18 protein-coding genes are annotated in these 17,667 nt (G+C 67.5%); 6 read left to right on the top strand and 12 right to left on the bottom strand.

Going from position 1 to position 17,667, the window contains the following annotated elements; all coding sequences use genetic code 11:
• The first annotated feature begins 37 nt into the window (after positions 1-37).
• Genes HBJ55_RS16600 through HBJ55_RS16590 form a run of 3 tightly spaced genes read left to right on the top strand, consistent with a single transcriptional unit; the run spans position 38 to position 3,751 of the window.
• On the top strand, positions 38-496 hold the full coding sequence (locus HBJ55_RS16600) for a (2Fe-2S)-binding protein (RefSeq protein WP_167117456.1): 459 nt from the start codon (positions 38-40) through the stop codon (positions 494-496).
• 11 nt (positions 497-507) lie between these two features.
• Positions 508-2,763, top strand: a complete 2,256-nt coding sequence (locus HBJ55_RS16595; protein ID WP_167117455.1) for a xanthine dehydrogenase family protein molybdopterin-binding subunit — start codon at positions 508-510, stop codon at positions 2,761-2,763.
• Between the two features lie 4 nt (positions 2,764-2,767).
• Positions 2,768-3,751, top strand: coding sequence for an XdhC family protein (locus HBJ55_RS16590; RefSeq protein ID WP_167117452.1), 984 nt, complete (start codon positions 2,768-2,770; stop codon positions 3,749-3,751).
• Positions 3,752-3,763: 12 nt separating this feature from the next.
• Here the strand turns inward: HBJ55_RS16590 and HBJ55_RS16585 are convergent, their stop codons facing one another.
• Positions 3,764-4,750 carry an AraC family transcriptional regulator gene (locus HBJ55_RS16585; RefSeq protein ID WP_167117449.1) on the bottom strand — a complete coding sequence of 329 codons (987 nt, stop codon included), beginning with the start codon at positions 4,748-4,750 and terminating at the stop codon, positions 3,764-3,766.
• Between the two features lie 185 nt (positions 4,751-4,935).
• Here HBJ55_RS16585 and HBJ55_RS16580 point away from each other — a divergent pair, with 185 nt between their 5' ends.
• Positions 4,936-5,811, top strand: coding sequence for a DMT family transporter (locus HBJ55_RS16580; protein WP_167117446.1), 876 nt, complete (start codon positions 4,936-4,938; stop codon positions 5,809-5,811).
• An 18-nt stretch (positions 5,812-5,829) separates the two neighbouring features.
• Here the strand turns inward: HBJ55_RS16580 and HBJ55_RS16575 are convergent, their stop codons facing one another.
• Genes HBJ55_RS16575 through HBJ55_RS16565 form a run of 3 tightly spaced genes read right to left on the bottom strand, consistent with a single transcriptional unit; the run spans position 5,830 to position 8,441 of the window.
• The gene (locus tag HBJ55_RS16575; RefSeq protein WP_240936164.1) at positions 5,830-6,705 is read right to left on the bottom strand and encodes a metal ABC transporter permease; all 876 of its coding nucleotides are present in this window, start codon (positions 6,703-6,705) and stop codon (positions 5,830-5,832) included.
• Positions 6,706-6,748: 43 nt separating this feature from the next.
• On the bottom strand, positions 6,749-7,537 hold the full coding sequence (locus tag HBJ55_RS16570) for a metal ABC transporter ATP-binding protein (protein WP_167117439.1): 789 nt from the start codon (positions 7,535-7,537) through the stop codon (positions 6,749-6,751).
• A complete protein-coding gene (locus tag HBJ55_RS16565) occupies positions 7,530-8,441 on the bottom strand; it encodes a metal ABC transporter solute-binding protein, Zn/Mn family (RefSeq protein ID WP_167117436.1) in 912 nt (303 codons plus the stop codon). Before HBJ55_RS16565 ends, HBJ55_RS16570 begins: the two co-directional genes overlap by 8 nt.
• Before the next feature lie 166 nt (positions 8,442-8,607).
• Between HBJ55_RS16565 and mntR the strand changes: the two genes are divergently transcribed.
• Positions 8,608-9,090 (top strand): manganese-binding transcriptional regulator MntR, encoded by a 483-nt coding sequence (gene mntR / locus HBJ55_RS16560; protein WP_167117433.1) that lies wholly within the window; start codon positions 8,608-8,610, stop codon positions 9,088-9,090.
• 45 nt (positions 9,091-9,135) lie between these two features.
• On the opposite strand, the gene thiE is transcribed toward mntR, so the two are convergent.
• Entirely contained in the window at positions 9,136-9,750 is a 615-nt protein-coding gene (gene thiE, locus HBJ55_RS16555) for a thiamine phosphate synthase (protein ID WP_167117431.1), read from the bottom strand.
• Between the two features lie 58 nt (positions 9,751-9,808).
• On the bottom strand, positions 9,809-10,330 hold the full coding sequence (locus HBJ55_RS16550; protein WP_167117429.1) for a C40 family peptidase: 522 nt from the start codon (positions 10,328-10,330) through the stop codon (positions 9,809-9,811).
• Between the two features lie 134 nt (positions 10,331-10,464).
• On the opposite strand from HBJ55_RS16550, the gene gloA reads away from it, so the two are divergent.
• Positions 10,465-10,998, top strand: coding sequence for a lactoylglutathione lyase (gene gloA / locus HBJ55_RS16545; protein ID WP_167117427.1), 534 nt, complete (start codon positions 10,465-10,467; stop codon positions 10,996-10,998).
• A 13-nt stretch (positions 10,999-11,011) separates the two neighbouring features.
• On the opposite strand, the gene HBJ55_RS16540 is transcribed toward gloA, so the two are convergent.
• The 6 genes from HBJ55_RS16540 to HBJ55_RS16515 form a co-directional block, all read right to left on the bottom strand.
• Entirely contained in the window at positions 11,012-11,749 is a 738-nt protein-coding gene (locus HBJ55_RS16540) for a DODA-type extradiol aromatic ring-opening family dioxygenase (protein ID WP_167117425.1), read from the bottom strand.
• 84 nt (positions 11,750-11,833) lie between these two features.
• Positions 11,834-12,277 carry a DoxX family protein gene (locus HBJ55_RS16535; RefSeq protein ID WP_167117422.1) on the bottom strand — a complete coding sequence of 148 codons (444 nt, stop codon included), beginning with the start codon at positions 12,275-12,277 and terminating at the stop codon, positions 11,834-11,836.
• Positions 12,278-12,358: 81 nt separating this feature from the next.
• Positions 12,359-13,273, bottom strand: coding sequence for a LysR family transcriptional regulator (locus tag HBJ55_RS16530; RefSeq protein WP_167117419.1), 915 nt, complete (start codon positions 13,271-13,273; stop codon positions 12,359-12,361).
• Between the two features lie 19 nt (positions 13,274-13,292).
• Positions 13,293-14,453 carry a lipocalin-like domain-containing protein gene (locus HBJ55_RS16525; RefSeq protein WP_167117416.1) on the bottom strand — a complete coding sequence of 387 codons (1,161 nt, stop codon included), beginning with the start codon at positions 14,451-14,453 and terminating at the stop codon, positions 13,293-13,295.
• Positions 14,450-16,948 (bottom strand): FtsX-like permease family protein, encoded by a 2,499-nt coding sequence (locus HBJ55_RS16520; protein WP_167117413.1) that lies wholly within the window; start codon positions 16,946-16,948, stop codon positions 14,450-14,452. The genes HBJ55_RS16525 and HBJ55_RS16520 overlap by 4 nt, the downstream gene beginning before the upstream one ends.
• Entirely contained in the window at positions 16,948-17,631 is a 684-nt protein-coding gene (locus HBJ55_RS16515) for an ABC transporter ATP-binding protein (protein ID WP_167117410.1), read from the bottom strand. Before HBJ55_RS16515 ends, HBJ55_RS16520 begins: the two co-directional genes overlap by 1 nt.
• Positions 17,632-17,667 lie beyond the last annotated feature (36 nt).

Genomic DNA, 17,667 nt, shown 5'->3' with positions numbered 1-17,667 from the left:
CGTCGCTGCCTATAACCAAAAAAGCATGAGGAATCCCATGGCGACCCTGACCATCAATGGTGAATCCCATCAGTTTGACGTTCCCGATGACATACCGCTGCTCTGGGCCTTGCGGGATGTCGCGAACCTGACCGGGACCAAATACGGCTGCGGCATGTCCCTGTGCGGGGCCTGTACCGTGCACCTCGACGGGCAAGCGATCCGCTCGTGCGTCACGCCCGTTTCCGCCGCCGCCGGCAAGGAGGTAACGACCATCGAGGCGATCGGCGAGGATCGCGTCGGCAAGGTCGTGCGGGAGGCGTGGCGCCAGCACGACGTGGTGCAGTGCGGGTATTGCCAGTCCGGCCAGATCATGTCAGCCGTGGCCCTGCTACGCGACAATGCCGAACCCAGCGATGACGATATCGATTCCGCGATGAGCGGCAATATCTGCCGCTGTGCGACCTACGTTCGCATTCGCGCCGCGATCCATGACGCCGCCGAGAACCTGGCCTAAGGAGTGTTGTGATGGGAATTCTCAAGCATGTGCCGGCGCCCGCGCAGGCAGCCGGGGGTGTCGTCAACGTCAGCCGGCGTCGTTTCCTGCAAGGGTCCGCCGGCCTAGTGCTGGGGCTCTACCTGGCGCCGCTGGTCCTGAATGGCAGCCGGGCCGACGCGCAAGAAGGCGCGGAGGCCGACTTCGAGCCCAACGCCTTCGTGCGGATTGCCGCTGACGGTACCGTCATCGTCCTGGCCAAGCATCTGGAGATGGGGCAGGGCACCTATACCGGGCTCGCCACCCTGGTGGCCGAGGAGCTGGACGCGGACTGGAGCCGAGTGAGAGTGGAAGGTGCCCCCGCGGATACCGAGCGCTACAAGAACCTGGCCTTTGGCCTGCAGGGCACCGGGGGCAGCACGGCCATCGCCAACTCCTACGAACAGATGCGCACGGCCGGTGCCACGGCCCGCGCCATGCTGGTGGCGGCGGCCGCCGAACGGTGGGGCGTCTCGGCCGAGGAGATCGGCGTCAGCCAGGGCGTGGTGCGGCATGAAGCATCGGGACGCGAGGCGGGCTTCGGCGAGCTTGCCGAGGCCGCCGCCGAACTGCCGGTACCGCAGGAGGTGACGCTCAAGGATCCCGAGGATTTCACCCTGATCGGGTCGTTGAACACGCCGCGCACGGACAGTGCCGGCAAGACCGACGGCAGCGCCGTCTTTACCCAGGACTTCACCCTCCCCGGCATGCTGATAGCGGTGGCGGCGCATCCGCGTCGCTTCGGTGCCCGCGTGACGAGCTTCGACGACACCAAGGCCAGGGAGGTGCCCGGCGTGGTCGATGTGGTGCAGTTTGCCGGCGGCCCACATCGCTTCGAGGGCGTGGCGGTGCTGGCGGAAAACACCTGGGCGGCGAGCCGCGGGCGCGATGCGCTGGAGATAGAGTGGGACGACAGCCAGGCCTTCTCGCTCGGCAGCGACGAGATCATGGCGCGCTATCGCGAACTGGCCGGGCAGGAAGGGGCGATGGCAACCCAAAACGGCGATGTGGCCGCTGCGCTTGCCGAGCCGGCAACCCTGATCGAAGCCGATTACGAGTTTCCCTACCTCGCGCACGCGGCCATGGAACCGATGAACTGCCTGGTCGAGCTGGGCGACGAGCGTTGCGATATCTGGAACGGCGAACAGTGGCAATCGATGGACCAGCAGTTGGTGGCACAGCTGCTGGGCATCGCCCCGGAGAACGTCAGCCTGACCCAGCTGTATGCCGGCGGCAGCTTCGGGCGGCGTGCCAACCCGCACTCTGATTTCGTGCTGGAGGCGGTCTCGATCGCCATGGCCGCGCGGGAGCAGGGTATCGAGGCGCCGGTCAAGCTGGTCTGGATGCGTGAGGATGATACCCGCGGCGGTTATTACCGGCCGATGAACTTCCACCGCGGGCGACTGGCACTCGATGCCGACGGCCAGTTGGTCGCCTGGCATCAACGCCTGGTCGGCCAGTCGATCATGATGGGCACCGCCATGGAGTCCTTCATGGTGGAGAACGGGGTAGACGCGACCTCGGTCGAAGGCGTGGCGAACCTCGCCTACGATGTGCCCAATCTGCAGGTGGAGCTGCATACACCGGAGGATATCGGCGTGCCAATCCAGTGGTGGCGCTCGGTGGGGCATACGCATACTGCGTTCTCGACGGAGTGCCTGATCGATGAGGCGGCGGTGGCTGCCGAGCAGGATCCCGTGGCGTTCCGCCGCGCGCTGCTGAGCAAGCATCCTCGCCACCGCGGCGTACTGGACCTGGTGGCGGAGAAGGCCGGCTGGGACCAGCCGCTCGAGCCCGGTAGCGATGGGCAGCGGCGCGGCCGAGGAGTCGCCGTGCACGAGTCCTTCAGCTCCTTCGTTGCGCAGGTCGCCGAGGTCACGGTCGAGGAGGACGGCAGCTATCGTGTCGACCGGGTCGTGTGTGCGGTGGATTGTGGGGTCGCCGTCAATCCGGACGTGATCGTGGCGCAAATGGAGGGCGGGATCGGCTTCGCTCTGGCGGCCGCGCTGCATGGCGAGATCACCCTGGAAGAGGGGGTCGTGCAGCAATCCAACTTCAACGACTATGAAGTGTTGCGCATCAATGAGATGCCGACGGTAGAGGTGCACATCGTGCCGTCGACCGAAGCTCCTACCGGGGTTGGCGAACCGGGTGTACCACCGCTTGCCCCGGCCGTGGCCAATGCGCTCTTCGATGCGAGCGGCGAGCGGTTGCGCAAGATGCCGTTCCCCCGACGACTCCCGGTCTAGCCCCATGCAACATCTCGACCTCGAAGTGATTGAGAGCGGCTTGCGCTGGAGGCGTGCTGGCGAAACCGTGTGGCTGTGCACGGTACTGGCGACCTATGGCTCGTCTCCCCGTGCACCGGGGTCGCTGCTGGTGGCGCGTCGGGACGGGCGTCATGCCGGCTCGCTCTCGGGAGGCTGTGTCGAGGAGGACTTCCTGTCGCGGCTTGAGGCCGGCGATTTCCGAGCGCCCTGGCAGGTGATTCGTTACGGCGAATCGCCGAACGATCAGCAGCGCCTGAAGTTGCCCTGTGGTGGCATCCTCGAGGTGCTGATCGAGCGCCTGCCGGCAATGCCGGGCACATGGCAGCACCTGGCCGCGCTGCAGGAGGCGCTGCATGGCCAGCAGCGTTTGATTCGCATGGTCGACCTGACCACGGGCGAGGCCGACCTGTTGACCGAGGCCCCGCCGCGTGACAGCCGCGATCAGGAGCGGCCTCGCGTCGAGCGCCAGGGCGAACGTGTGCGAATCCGCATAGGCCCGTCGCTGAGGCTGGTCATCGCGGGCGTGTCGCCGGTCTCGGTCGCGTGCGCCGAGTTCGCCCGCACACTGGGCTTCGAGGTCGTGGTCTGCGACCCGCGCGAGGAGGAGATCGGGGGCTTCCCGGTCGCGGGTGTCGAGCTACGCCCGGTGCTGCCGTCGAGGTATCTCGCCAGCGAAGGCTGCCACGCTTCGACGGCGGTGGTGGCGCTGACCCACGATCCGCGTATCGATGACCTGGCCATGATCGAAGCGGTGCGCACGCCGGCCTTCTATATCGGCGCGATGGGCTCGCGCCGGACCTCCGCGGCACGCGCCGAACGCCTGTTGCGCTCGGGTGGGCTCAGCAGCGAGGAGATCGCGCGCATCCATATGCCGATCGGCCTCGATATCGGCAGCAAGACGCCCGCCGAGATCGCCCTGGCGGTCATGGCCGATATCGTACGCGTCTACCATGGCAAGCCGCGCTAGCGGCTCCGAGTTCTACCACGCGGGGCTGGCCAGCAGGTTCCCTGTGAGCACTTCTCGCTGCTGGGCAATTTCCTGGTTGGGCGGCGCGCCGAACAGGCGACGATATTCGCGACTGAATTGAGACGGGCTGTTGTAGCCGACCCGATGGCTGGCCGTCGAAGCGTTTACCCCTTCGCTCAGCATCAGCCGGCGTGCCTCGTGCAGGCGCAGTTGCTTCTGGAACTGCAGCGGCGACATCGAGGTCAGGTCCTTGAAGCGATGATGGAGGGTGGACGGGCTCATATGCACCGTCGCGGCCAGGTCCTCGATGCGCAGTGGCTCGGCGTAGCGCGTCTTGAGCAGCTGGATGACCTCGACGATGGACCTGCTCTGCCCATTGATGCCCGCGAGATCGCGCAAGCGGTGTCCCAATTCGCCGCACAGTACCCGGTAATGAATCTCGCGCAGTATCAGCGGTGCCAGCGCGGGAATGTCGTGAGGCGTATCCAGCAGGCGCACCAGGCGCAGCACCGCATCGGTCATCGAGTCGGACATGCGCGCGACGAACAGGCCGCGGCGCTCTTCGCTGTCGTTTGCCGGCTCGCCCGGATCGTGCTCCAGGAGCAGCTCACCGAGCATGGCGAGATCGATGTCGAGCCGCGCACACAGGTAGGGTACCTGCGGGCTGGCCTCGATGATCTGACCAGTGACCGGCAGGGCGAGGGAAACGACCAGGTAGTGCAGCGGGTCGTAGATGAACGGCTGACCGGCCAGTTCCATGCGCTTGCGGCCCTGTATCGCCACGAATAGGCTGGGCTCGGTGACGCATGGCATGGGGGCCGTCGTCTCGCTGACGCGAATCAGCGTCAGCGGCGCGATGGCGGAGCGGAAGAAGCCATCCTCGGGCGCCAGGCGCAGCGCCCTGCGGGTCAATTCCGACTGATGCAAGCGTTCGGCTGGGCCGCTCTCCAGGCTTCTCTCCAGGCAAGTATCCAGGTCGTGAACCGAATGATCCGTCATGGTCGTGTTCCCTCCAGGCACAGTTTGTACCTTACTCCTTCCCTTCAACCCTGTGCCAGGCCTGGTGCTGGTCGCTCCTGAAACTCAGCGGGAGCGTTATTGCCATGGCCCGGGCCCCCTGAGTCCGCTATGTTAGGGTGTCGATTTCTTGCACCGATAAGGTGCAGGCCAGCAGGGAGGTAGGTATGTCGCCGTCGTTGCGGGGCATTTTGTACATGTGTGCCGGTGTGCTGTGCCTCGCCATCGGCGACGCCATCGCCAAGTGGCTGGGCGAGGTGCATTCGCCGCTGCAGATCATCTTCTTCCGTACCCTGGTCTCGCTGCCGCTGATCGCGCTGCTGGCCCACTTCGGTGGAGGGCTCACCAAGCTGCGAACCCGTCGCCCCGTGGTGCATCTGGTACGTGGCCTGATCTACACCGGCACCATGTTCTTCTTCGTGCTCGGCCTGACGCTGCTGCCCCTGGCCGAGGCCACGGCGATCGCCTTCGTCGCCCCGCTGTTCGTCACGCTGCTGTCGGTACCGCTGCTGGGCGAGAAGATCGATCCCCCGGTGCTGGCGGCGTCCGTGCTGGGCTTCGTGGGGGTACTGGTGGTGGTGCGCCCCGGCGGCGACGCCTTTCATCCCGGGGCGCTGTCGCTGTTGGCGGCGGCCGTCTTCTATGCGCTGATGATGATCACTGCGCGGCGTTACGGTGCACGCGAGCATCTCTGGGCGATGGTCTTCTACATGACGCTGGTACCGATGCTGCTGACCGCCGTGACGCTGCCGTGGGTATGGCAAAACCCCCACCCCTGGCATTGGTTGGGTTTCCTCGGGGCGGGAATCATCGGGGTTGGGGCCACGGCTTTCATCACCCTAGCCTTTCGTCATGCGCCGGCGGCCATCGCAGCGCCTTTCGACTACACCGCCATGCTGTGGGCGGTGCTGCTGGGCTGGTGGTTCTGGGGCGAGATGCCCGACGTATGGGTCTTCGTCGGCAGTACGCTGATCATCGGCAGCGGCCTGGCGATCGCCTATCACGATCGTCGGACGACCCTGAAGCGCCGCCCGACCTCCTAGTTTTCTTACTAAGCCTAATCATGCCTGAGCGTTGAGCCGCCAGCGCCGCCAATGGCGGGCCACCAGCCCATGCCTGGGGGCGGCCAGCAGGGCGACGAGGAACAGGCTCGAGGCCACCAGCACGATGGTGCCGCCCGAGGCGACATCCAGCGACACCGAGAGCATCAGCCCCACCACGGCGGAGGTCACGCCGACGGCAACCGAAATGGCCAGCATGGTGGTGAAGCGGTCGGTGAGCAGGTGCGCCGTGGCGCCGGGGGTGATCAGCATCGCCACCACCAGGATGATGCCCACTGTTTCAAGGCTGGCGACGATGGTCAGCGTCAGCAGCATGATCAGCCCGTAGTGGATGGCGCCGGTATTGAACCCCAGCGCCTGGGCCTGCTGTGGGTCGAAGGTATAGAGCAGCAGCGGGCGATAGGCCAGCCAGATCGCCAGCAGTGCCACCAGGCTGGCCAGTAGGGTCAGCAGCAGCGCCGAGGTCTTCACGCCCAGCACGTTGCCGAACAGGATATGCATCAGGTGGGTGCTGGTGGCGATCTTGCTGATGATCACGATGCCCAGCGCAAAAGCGGCCGTAAACATCAGCCCCATGGCCGCATCCGACTTGATGCGGGTATGGCGCTCGATGGCACCGATGCCCAGCGAGGTCAGCGCACCGGTGACGAAAGCGCCGATGAAGAACGGCCAGCCCAGCAGGTAGGCGACGGCCACGCCGGGCAGCACCGCATGGGAGATGGCATCACCCAGCAGCGACCAGCGCTTGAGCACCACATAGCAGGAGAGTAGCCCGCAGATCGCTCCCACCAGTACCGAGGTGAGCAGGGCGCGCTGCATGAAGCGGTATTCGAAGGGGGCGGCCAGGTTCTCCGGCAGCAGGTTGACCGCCATCATCAGCAGCGCGGTCAGGGCATCGATCACGCCCAAAGCGAAAGGCTCAAGCTGCGACACGGGTGCCTCCATGCCTGGCTTCGGGCGCTCCTACCGCCAGGCGTGCCAGCATGGCGTCGCTGAGCATCTCGTCCGGCGTGCCCATGCCGACCAGCGTACGGTTGATCAGTAGCACATTGTCGGCATGGACGCGTGCGCTCGGCATGTCATGGGTCACCATGATGACGGTGCGCCCGGCGCTGCGCTCGCGTTCGAGGGTGGCGAGAATCAACGCCTCGCTGGGCGGGTCCACGCCCGCCAGAGGCTCGTCGAGCAGCAGAATCCTGGCCTGCTGGGCCAGGGCGCGCGCCAGCATCACGCGCTTCTTCTGCCCGCCGGACAGCGCCCCGATGGGGCGTGCAGCGTAATCCGCCATGTCCACGGCCTCCAGGGCGGCCTCAACGGCCTGCCGATGGCTGGGGTTGGCCCAGTGCCGGGGCACCAGGCGCTGCCACAGCGGGTCATGGCGCATCAGGCCGTAGCGGCCGGTCAGCACCGTGTCGCGTACCGAAATAGGGAAGTCCCACTCCATGTGCTCCTGCTGGGCCATGTAGGCGATGTTGCCGGCCCGGCGCTGAGAGGCGGGGCTCTTGCCGAGAATCCGCAGTTCGCCACGCAGCGGCGCAAGGCTGCCGATCACCAGGTTGAGCAGGCTCGACTTGCCGGCGCCGTTGGGGCCGACAATGGCCGTCCACTGCCCTTGGGGCAGCGACAGGGTGATGTCCTCGAGCACGGTCTGCTGGTGGTAGGCCGCGCAGAGCCGACGCGCCTGCAACGCCGGAACGGGGTCAATCATGTTCACCTCCCAGGTTGTCGAGCAGTAGCTGGACGTTGTGACGCAGCATGCCGGCATAGTCCGGTGCCTCACCGTCCGGCTCGCTGAGGGAATCGACGTAGAGCGGGCCGGCGATCTCAACCTGGGTCTCGCTGGCAACGCTGCGCACGTGGCGATCGGAAATGGTGCTCTCCCAGAAGATGGCGGCCGGCTGGCGCTCCTCGATCTTGTCGACGATGCGCATGACCTGATTCGGCGAGCCCTCCTGCTCGGCATTGTTGCCCCAGATGCCGTCGTGCTCGAAACCGAAGGCGTCGGCGAAGTAGAGGAAGGCCGCTTCGCTGGTGATGAGCAGGCGCTGCTCCTGGGGAAGGTCGGCGAGGGTCTGAGTAAGTTCGTCGTGCAGGGCGTGCAGCGACTCCTCCAGCGCCTCGGCGCGCTCCTGGAAAGCCTCGGCAGCGTCCGGCCTGGCCTCGGCAAGGGTTTCGGCGATCACCCGGGCGTATTCGGCAGCGGCGCGCGGGTCCATCCACATGTGCGGGTCGGACTCGCCGGCGAAGTCGCCGGTGGCGATCGGCTGGGTGGCGTAGCCGCTCTCTTCGGCCAGGGCGACCAGCGGCACGCCGTCACCCACCGTGGATTCGACCTGGCCGATCCACTGCTCGAGGCCATAGCCGTTGTAGAACACTACATCGGCCTTCTCGAGCGCGATGAAGTTGCTCGGCACCAGCTCCCACTCGTGCACTTCCGCGCCGACGGGGGTCAGTATCTCCACCTCGGCGTCATCGCCCGCGACCTCGCGCACCAGGTCCCCCAGCACGGAAAAGGTGGCCGCCACCCTGAGCGGAGACTCCTCGGCATGGGTGATGGTCGGCAGGGCTAGCGCGAGGGCGCTGAGCAGCATCAGTCCCTTGGGAACCGGCATCGGTCACTCTCCTCTGACGTCAGGGCCGTTGTATGTAGGTTGTTTCGTTACAGTGAGTTTCTAAGTGCACAGCTAGTATTTTAGCCAAGGTTAACTTGTAGGGTAGTAGGAAATCTCTATCGGTGCACGGTTGCTGCCCTATGAGCACTTTGGCTATATTGGCGCGATGACCGATTCCCCGAACGAAGTAACGCCGGATCGCCTTAGCCAGGCGGATGCCCTGCCGCCCAGCGACCAGCATGCGCAGCAGTACGCTGCCGTGCGCAATGCCCATGAAACCGAGCTTCTCGAGGACTACGTGGAGCTGATCGCCGACCTGTTGGAGCATCAGGGCGAGGCGCGCTCGACGGATATCGCCGCCCGCATGGGGGTCAGCCAGGCCACGGTGTCGAAAACGGTGACCCGGCTGAAGTCACTGGGGTTGGTCTCCAGCAAGCCCTATCGCTCGCTGTTCCTGACCGAGAAAGGGGAAGCGATGGCGGCCATGTCGAACCAGCGACACGCCATCGTGTTGCAGTTCCTGCGTGCCCTCGGCGTCAGCGACCGTATCGCGCGCATCGATGCCGAAGGCATGGAGCACCACGTCAGCCAGGAAACCCTGGACATCATGCAGCGCTTTACGCGTGAGCAGGAGAGCCGCAGCTCCTGAGTGCCGGTTCTTCCGCCACGCGTCTGTCCGCCATTCCCATGTCTTTCAATCCTCGAAGAACGCCCGGGCGGCGGCTTCCGGATCCGGCTGGCCGCAGATCCCCGATACCACCGCCGGCCCCTTCGCTCCGGTCGCGCGTACCCGGCGCGCATGCTCGGCCTTGAGACCGCCGATGGCCACCGCCGGCAGGGGGCTGGCCGCCACCAATGATGCCAGGCCATCGAAGCCCAGCGGCGTGGCGTGGTTGCGCTTGGTCGAGGTGGCGAACACCGGGCCCAGGCCGAGGTAGTCCAGCGCATCCGGGTCGAGTCGGGCGAGCTGGTCGTGGTTCTGCACCGAGAGGCCGAGAATCGCGCCCTCGCCCAGCTCGGCCCGGGCCGCGGCCACGTCGCCGTCGTCCTGGCCGATATGCAGCCCATCGGCGCCGCTCGCCACCGCCACCGCCAGGCGATCGTTGATGATCAGTGGCACGCCGCTGCCGGCCAGCGCCGCCTTGAGGCGCCGCGCCTGGTCGATCAGTTCGTCGTCTGAGGCCTGCTTGTCGCGCAGCTGCACGATAGTCACACCGCCGCGCACCGCGGCCACCACGGTTTCCACCAGGCCATGGCGGACGCAGAGTTCAGGGTCGGTTACCAGATAGAGGGAAAGATCTAGGCGCATGTATCTCACCGCAAGGGAATGGATCATGCCCCGATCATACCCGCCACTAGACGCGTCGTCAGGGCGCTAGGCCGGCGGCGCCCAGAAAGCGCTCCTGCCAGTAGTCGATATGCAGCGGCACACTGGTGACCTTGCGGCCACTGCCGGGGGCATGAATCATCTGGCCGTTGCCGCGATAGATACCCACATGGGTGGCCTTGCGCCGGTCGCCGAAGAACAGCAGATCGCCGGGCTGGGCCTGCTTCACGGTGGGCAGGGCGCGGTACTGCGCGTCGGCGGTGCGCGGCACCCGGATGCCCGCCGCGCCGTAGGCCATCTCCACCAGCCCCGAGCAGTCGAGCCCCGCCGGGGTATTGCCGCCATAGCGATAGGGCGTGCCCAGCGCACTCTTCGCACTGGCCAGGATCAGTGCCCGCTCGATGGAGAGGCCCTCCGAGCCGGGGCCTGGATCATGGGTCGCCAGGTCGCGGCTGGCGCAGCCGGCCATCAGCGTCAGCGCCAACAGGCCAACCAAGCGGCACAGCCAACGCCCGGCGGCGTAATGCCTTGGCCTCGGTGCAGTGAGGGGTGAGGTCGGCATCGGCGGTCCTCGTGAATCGATACTTTCCCTACTTTAGCGTGAACCGGAGGGGCATGGCAGCCGCTCGCGGCTGGAAAAACGTCGAAGCGGTAAGCATCATCGTCGCTACCGAATGCATCGCAAAGGAGAGAGTCATGAGCTTCAAGGGAGAGCAGCACCCCGGCGTGAAGGCGCCAACGGCGGAATCGCAGGGCTTTCGCCTCAACCACACCATGCTGCGGGTCAAGGACCCGGAGAAGGCGCTGGCCTTCTATACCCGAGTGTTCGGCATGCAGGTCCTGCGCCGGCTCGATTTCGAAGAGCTGGGCTTCTCGCTCTATTTCCTGGCCAAGCTGGGTGCGAGCGAGCAGGCGCCCGAGGACGAGGGCGAGCGCACGGTCTGGACCTTCCGCCAGAAGGGACTGCTGGAGCTGACCCACAACTGGGGCACCGAGAGCCAGGACGACTTCGCCTACCATGACGGCAACGCCGAGCCCCAGGGCTTCGGCCACATCTGCTTCTCGGTGCCGGACCTCGAGGCCGCCGAGGCGTGGTTCGACGCCAACGACGTCACCTTCGTCAAGCGCTCCGACCAGGGCAAGATGAAGAACGTGGTGTTCGTCAAGGACGTGGACGGCTACTGGATCGAGGTGGTCCAGGCCGACCGCCTGGCACAATTGGGCGACTGACCGCCGGGCGTCCTCAGGCGAAGGCGTAGAGGTCCATCGCCAGCACGCCGTGCTCCACGCTGTGGTGAAGGCGGCTGGCCTCGCCGCCCGCGCCCAGCGCCACCAGCAGCGGCTGGAAGTGCTCGGGCGTGGGGTGGTTGCGCCGCGCCTGCGGGGCGGTTTCCCACTTGAGCAGGGCGCTGCGCTCACCGTTCGTCAGCTTCTCGTGTATCCAGTCGCTGAACTCGCCGACCCAGGCCGGCATCGGCGTGCCCTCTGCCTGCATCTCGGCGAGGTTATGCGTCAGGCTGCCCGAGCCAACGATCAGCACGCCCTCTTCACGCAGCTTCGACAGCTTCTCCCCCAGCTCTATCAAGGCCTGGTTCGACCAGGTAACCGGCAGCGACAGCGACACCACCGGCACGTCGGCGGCGGGAAACATCAGCGACAGCGGCACCCAGGCGCCGTGGTCCAGGCCACGCTCCATCGGCACGGCGTTGAGCTGGCGGGCCAGACGCAATGCCAGCTCAGGCTCGCCCGGTGCCGGGTACTGGCACTCGAAAAGCGCGCGGGGGAAGCCGCCGAAGTCGTGGATGGTCTCGGGGTGTGCGCTGGTGCTCACCAGCAGGCGCTCGTTGGCCCAGTGGGCCGAGACCACGACGATGGCCTTGGGCGAGAGCGTTCGGCCGAGCTGGCGCAGGAAGTCGTGTGCCGGCCCCGGGGTGAGGGCCAGCATGGGCGAGCCGTGGGAAATGAACAGGCTGGGCGACATGGCGATGCTCCTCGACGTATGGCGCCGCGGGGCGACGCCATCTTGTGAATGATAGGGGGCGGAGGACGGCGGGGCGAATGCCGCTCAGGCGAAGCGACGGCTGAGCACGAGGCTACCGCTACCCAGGCCGGCCTGCACCAGCAGGGTCACGGCCCAGAACACCGGGTACTCCCAGCCGCCGCCCGGGTTGGAGAAGACCCAGCCGTTGCCGGCATGCACCCAGGCGGCGCCGAGCAGTACCGGAATCAATGCCAGGCTCACCCAGCGGGTGTAGACACCGAGCAGCAGGGCCAGGCCGCCGCCGACTTCGGCCAGGATGGTCAGGTAGGCGATGAAGCCGGGCAGGCCGATCGACTCGAAGTAGCCGACGGTGCCGGGCACGGTGAAGACAAAGACCTTGAGCAGGCCGTGGGCCAGGGCCATGACGCCGAGCGACACGCGCAGCAGGGCGGTGGCATGGGCCTGGAGGGATTGGCTCTGTGAGGCGCTGGCCAGCGCGGGGCTGGCTTGAGTGGCTTGTGTTTGCATGGGAAGGGCTCCGTTGTTGTCAGGGATGCCTTCACTCTACGCCGCGCGCGTGCCGAGATAATCGTCGCCCGACGAACAACATCATTGCGTGAGAGGCGACAATCCCATCTCCCGCTCCCATTCGGGAGGATCCCCCCAGGCCTCGGCCAGGAAGTCGAGCAGGCGTTCGACCTTGGCCGGCAGGTGGCGCCGCGCGGGGTAGACGCCGTGAATGCCGATGGTCACGCTGGCTTCTTCGATCAGCAACGGCACCAGGCGCCCGCTCCTGATGCTTTCGTGGATCAGGAAGCTCGGCTGGTGGGCGATGCCCAGCCCGGCCTCGGCGGCCTGGGTCAGCACGTCGCCGTTGTTGCTCTCCAGCGGGCCATTGACCGTCAGGCGCTGACTGCCGAACTGCCAGTCGGTGCCGCTGGCCGTGCGATAGCGCAGGCAGCGGTGCTCGGCCAGTTCGGCCAGTGTGCGCGGCTCGCCGAAGCGTGCCAGGTACTCGGGCGAGGCGCACGGTATCATGCGGCAGCGCGCCAGGCGACGTGCCACCAGGCTGGAATCGGGCAGGCTGCCGATGCGGATCGCCAGGTCGTAGCCTTCCTCCAATAGGTCCACCCGCCGATCGTTGAGGTCGAGGCGTACCTCCAGGGCAGGATGCTCGAGCATGAAGCGGGCAATGACAGGGGAGAGAAAGCGCATGCCGAAGGACATCGGGCCGTTGACCCGCAGCCGGCCGCACACCTCGGTGCTGCCGGCGCCCAGCTCGGCTTCGGCCTCTTCCAGCGCCTGCAGGATGCCCTGGGCACGAGCCAGGTAGCTCTCGCCAGCCTCGGTGAGATGCAGGCGCCGGGTGGTACGCTGCAACAGACGCACGCCCAGGTGGCTCTCGAGCTCCATGATCAGCCGCGAAATCCGCGTGCGCGACAGGTCCAGCGTCTCCGCCGCTCGGGTATAGCTGCCGAGTTCGGCGACGCGCACGTAGGCGGTCATGGCGTCCAGCAGGTTCATGGTCCCTCCTCGCGCAGCGTCAGTAACCCGTCATTTCCAGATAGCCGATGCCCTTATCTTCACCGCTATCGGCATCGCGTGCGACCACTTCACCCTCCCAGTAGGGCACGCTGGTATCCATCCAGCGCTCGGCATGGGGCGCCTCGACGACCAAATCGAGTCCGGCGCCGGGAACCTCCAGGCGCCAGCGGTTGGGTATTTCACGCCCCGCCACGCGTCGGGTGCCGAGCGGTGTCATGCCGATTGCGTCCGGCGCCAGTGCGGTGGGCTCGCCTTCGGGTGAGATCCAGGTGCCCGAGCGGTAGTTGCCACCGTCCTCGCCGCCGCCGCGCAGTTGGAAGGCCATCAGCTTGTGACCGCTCTCCAGATGCAGCGAGAACCAGTCCCAGCCCTGCTGGCGTTCGTCGAGCAGTTGGCTGCTCCATTCGCGATCGAGCCAGCCGCGCCCGCTCACCATGCGCGTCTCGCCATCCAGCGTCACCTCGCCTTCGATGCGCCAGAACGGCTGGCTGTAGTAGAACGAGCCTTGGCCGTCGGCGGCCTTCTGGCTGAAGCCGGCCTCGCCGTGCAGTACCAGCGGCCCCTCGGCGGTCAGCGTCAGGTCATAACCGAAGCCACCGTGTTCGTCGTCCTGGTGAGCTGTCAGCTGCAGCTCGGCGAAGGTGTCGGTCTTGCTTGCTTCGCCTGATGTTTCGTCAGATGTTTCTTCATGGCTGGCCAGCTGCCAGTGGTCGATCCAGGCCGCGAACGGCTCGGCGACCACTCCCGCCTGGCTACTGTCGCTGGCGCTATGGCTGCGAGCGAAGCGCTCGGCCACCCGATGGGTATCGCCCCGGGAGACCGCCATGTGTGCCATCCACAGCTGATCGGAGGCCCATGGAGTAGGCTCGGGTTGCTGGTCAGGAGGAGTGAGCGCCTGGCGGAATAGGGTCCACTGCAGACCCAGCGGCTCGCCGTGTTCGTCCTCGAGGTTGGCGGTGAGGTACCACCATTCGATGCGATAGTCCGGGTGGGCGGCGTGATCCTCGGGGAAGCGCAGTGTAATGTCCGGGCCGGCCTGGGCGAAGCTGCCGGCCGCCTCGCCCAGGCCGGCGAAGCCGGCGGGTTCGCCGGATGGCGTTTCCTCGCCGCAGCCGGCCAACGTCAGCAGCAGGAGCGCGACAGCCAACCAAGGCCTCATGTGCCGCCCTCCTCGGCCAGCAGGGCGCGGGGCGGCGTGCGCCACAGGCGGGCCGCGGGTAGCGCCGCGGCAAGCAGCGCCACTGCGCCGGCGGTCGTCAGGGTCAGGCCGATGTCGCCGGGAAAGACGTGCAGCGGCAGGCGCCAGCCGAAGGCGGCGACATTGATCACCGCCACCAGCCCCAGCGCGAGCAGGCTGCCCAGCGGCACGGCGAGAGCGCCGACGGCCAGCGCCATACCGCCGAGCTGTGCCAGCTGTACCGTCACCAGCCGGGCGCGCGGCACGCCTAGCGCCCATAACGGGGCGAGCTGGCGACGGCGCTCCCGCGCCTGGGCCAGCAGGCTCGCGAGCAGGGCCAGGGCGGCCACGGCCAGGGTCAGCACACTGAGCGCCCGGGTGATGGTAAAGGTGCGTTCGAAGATCTCGACGGAGACCCGCTTCACCTCTCGCTGATCCACCAGCGCGTCGCTGCCTAGTTCGAAACGCTGGCGCAGCGCGTCGCGCAACCCGACCTCGTCGGCACCCAGGGTGAGTACGATGCCGATCGAGCTGGGCGTGGCGGCGAAGCGTTCGGCCAACTGCGGCGTGGCCAGCAGCACCTCGCCGCGGGTGTTGCCGTAGTCGGGGTAGATGGCTGCAATCGTCAGCGTTTCCCGACCGCTCGGGGCCGTCAGCGTCAGGCGGTCGCCCGGTGCCAGGTTCTGGTCGATGGCCAACTGCTCGTTGACGAACGCCTCGCCCGCGGCGAACGACTGCCAGGCGGCGTCGCGACCGGCCTGGGTCGAGAGCAGCGGCCAGCTCGGGATCAGCATCTCGCCGGGGGTGATGCCGTAGAGGCCGACCGGGAGCTGCGGCACGCGCAATCCGTCGGGGCTCTCGATCTCGAGCAGGGTGGCCTCGGCATGGCGGGTCGGCAGCAGTTCGGCGACCTCGGGACGCTCGGCCAGCCAGGACTGTACCGCATCGAACTGCTCGGGGGCCGGGCGCAGGTAGTAGTCCGCCACCAGGCGCTGGTCGAGCCAGTCGAGGAAGGTGAGGCGAAAACCGCCCACCATGCTGCTCACGCCCAGGTTGGCGGAGAGCGCGATCAGCAGCGCCATCATCGCCAATGCCAGCTGCGGCAGCTGCAGCTGCAGGTCGGCCAGCGCCCACTGCCCCAGTGGCCGGCGCCGTACCAGCTGGCCGAGCCCGGCCAGGATCAGGGCGATCGTCGGGGGCAGCAGCAGGGCACTGGCCAGCAGCAGCGCGGCAATCAGGCCGAAGCCGGCCAGCAGCCCTTCGCCGGGCGGCTGACGTACTATCCACGCCCACAGCACGAGCCCGACTGCCGCAACGCCGCCTCCTGCCAGGCTCATGCCGCGCAGCTGGCGGTAGAAGCCGGCGCGCCAGGCCTGGGCCTGGCCCAGGCCCAGCACGCTCAGCCTGGCGGCTCGCCACAGTACACCGCTACCGGCCAATAACAGCCCGCCCAGGGTGACGCCGAGCCCGCCGAACCAGTAGTGCCAAGGCAGGTTGAGCGTGACCGCTACATCGGCGCCATACAGGCTGCCCAGGGTGGCGGCCACGTCGGGCAGCAGCACACGGGCCAGCCACACGCCGCTGACGATGCCGGCCAGGGCGCCGATGACACCCAGCAGCACAAGTTCCAGCGCGAGCAGCCCGACCAGGCCGCGCCCCGACACGCCGAGCGCGCGCAGCGTGCGCAGCATGCCCAGGCGCTGCTCCAGCGCCAGGCCCAATGCCGCCTGAACGATGAACAGCCCCACCACCAGTGCAAGCAGCGCCATGGCGGTGAGATTGAGGTGGAAGCTCTCGGTGAGCTGGCCGGGCGAGACCAGCGTCGCCGCCCGGGTCAGCACCAGCCCCTCGGGGGCGCGTTCGAGCACTTCGGGAGCAGTAACCAATCGCGACAGCTGCTCGCCGCTGTCGAGCAGCACCGCGGCGGCGGCGATGTCCATCACCAGGGTGCCCGGGGGCAGCATGGGGGAGAGCACCAGCGGCGGCAGCCGGCCTGCGGCCAGGCGCGGCTCGGCGCCGGGGGCCTCGCGGGCGTTCACGCCCAGCGCAGGCAGGGTATCCGGGGCGATGCGGGTCTGCCACGGCGGGGTGAGAAAGTCGGTCAGCTCGCCCTGGCTCGAGGCGGCGGCGAAGGCACTGTCGCCGGGCAGGGTGAAGGGGTCGATACCGATCACGCGCAGCTCGGTGCCGTCGGGCGCTTCCAGCGTGCCTTCGAGCAGTGGCGAGACGGGCAGGCCGGCGCGGCGCAGGCGCACGAAATCCTCACGGGTCAGTGGCTCGCCGTCGCGGTATTCCAGGCGGTCGAGCCCGGTGCTGAACAGCGCCTCGGCGCGGGCGTAGCTGTCGCGGGCCGAGGCATTGATCGCCTGTACGCCGCTCCACAGCGCACCGGCCACCCACAGCCCCAGCAGCAGCATGGCGAGCTGGCCGGGGTGGCGCTTGTAGTGCGAGAGCAGTGTCGCCAGGGCGGTCAGCATCAGCGGTGGCTCGCTTCCGCTCCGGAAGGCGGCTCGAGCCGGCCATGGGTCAGCCGCAGGCAGCGGTCCAGCGGGGCCGCCACCCGGAGACTGTGGGTCACCATCAGCAGGGCACTGCCGGCCTCGCGAACCAGGTCCAGCAGCAGCTCCAGCACTTCGCCGGCGGTGGTTTCGTCGAGATTGCCGGTGGGCTCGTCGGCCAGCAGCAGGGCGGGGCGTGGCGCCAGCGCGCGGCCGATGGCCAGGCGCTGCTGCTGGCCGCCCGAAAGCTGCTCGGGGTAGCGTCGTTCCAGACCGGCAAGGCCCAGGCGCTCCATGAGATGCGCCGACCACTCCGGCGTTTCACGCTTGGCCAGCCGCGCCTGCAGGCGCAGGTTGTCGATTACGTTCAGGCTCGGCACCAGGTGGAACTGCTGGAACACCAGCCCCAGGGTCTCGCGGCGCAGCCGGGCGCGGTCCGGCTCGTCCAGCGTAGAGACCGAACGGCCGGCGACGACCACTTCGCCGCTATCCGGCAGGTCGAGCCCCGCCGCCAGGTGCAGCAGGGTCGATTTGCCGCTGCCGGACTCGCCCATCAGCGCCAGGCTCCCGCCGGGGCGCAGCTCGAGGTCAACGGCAGTGAGCACCTCGAGCGGCCCTTGGGGCGTGGCATAGGCCTTGTGCACCTGGTTGAATTCGAGCATGGCGGCTCCCGTCGATGTCGCGGCGATGATGCCATG

Origin of the sequence: Billgrantia bachuensis (genome assembly GCF_011742165.1) — a bacterium.
Lineage (GTDB): Bacteria > Pseudomonadota > Gammaproteobacteria > Pseudomonadales > Halomonadaceae > Halomonas > Halomonas bachuensis.
Note: the sequence above shows the minus strand (reverse complement) of the source record. Positions and strands in the feature narration are given on the sequence as shown.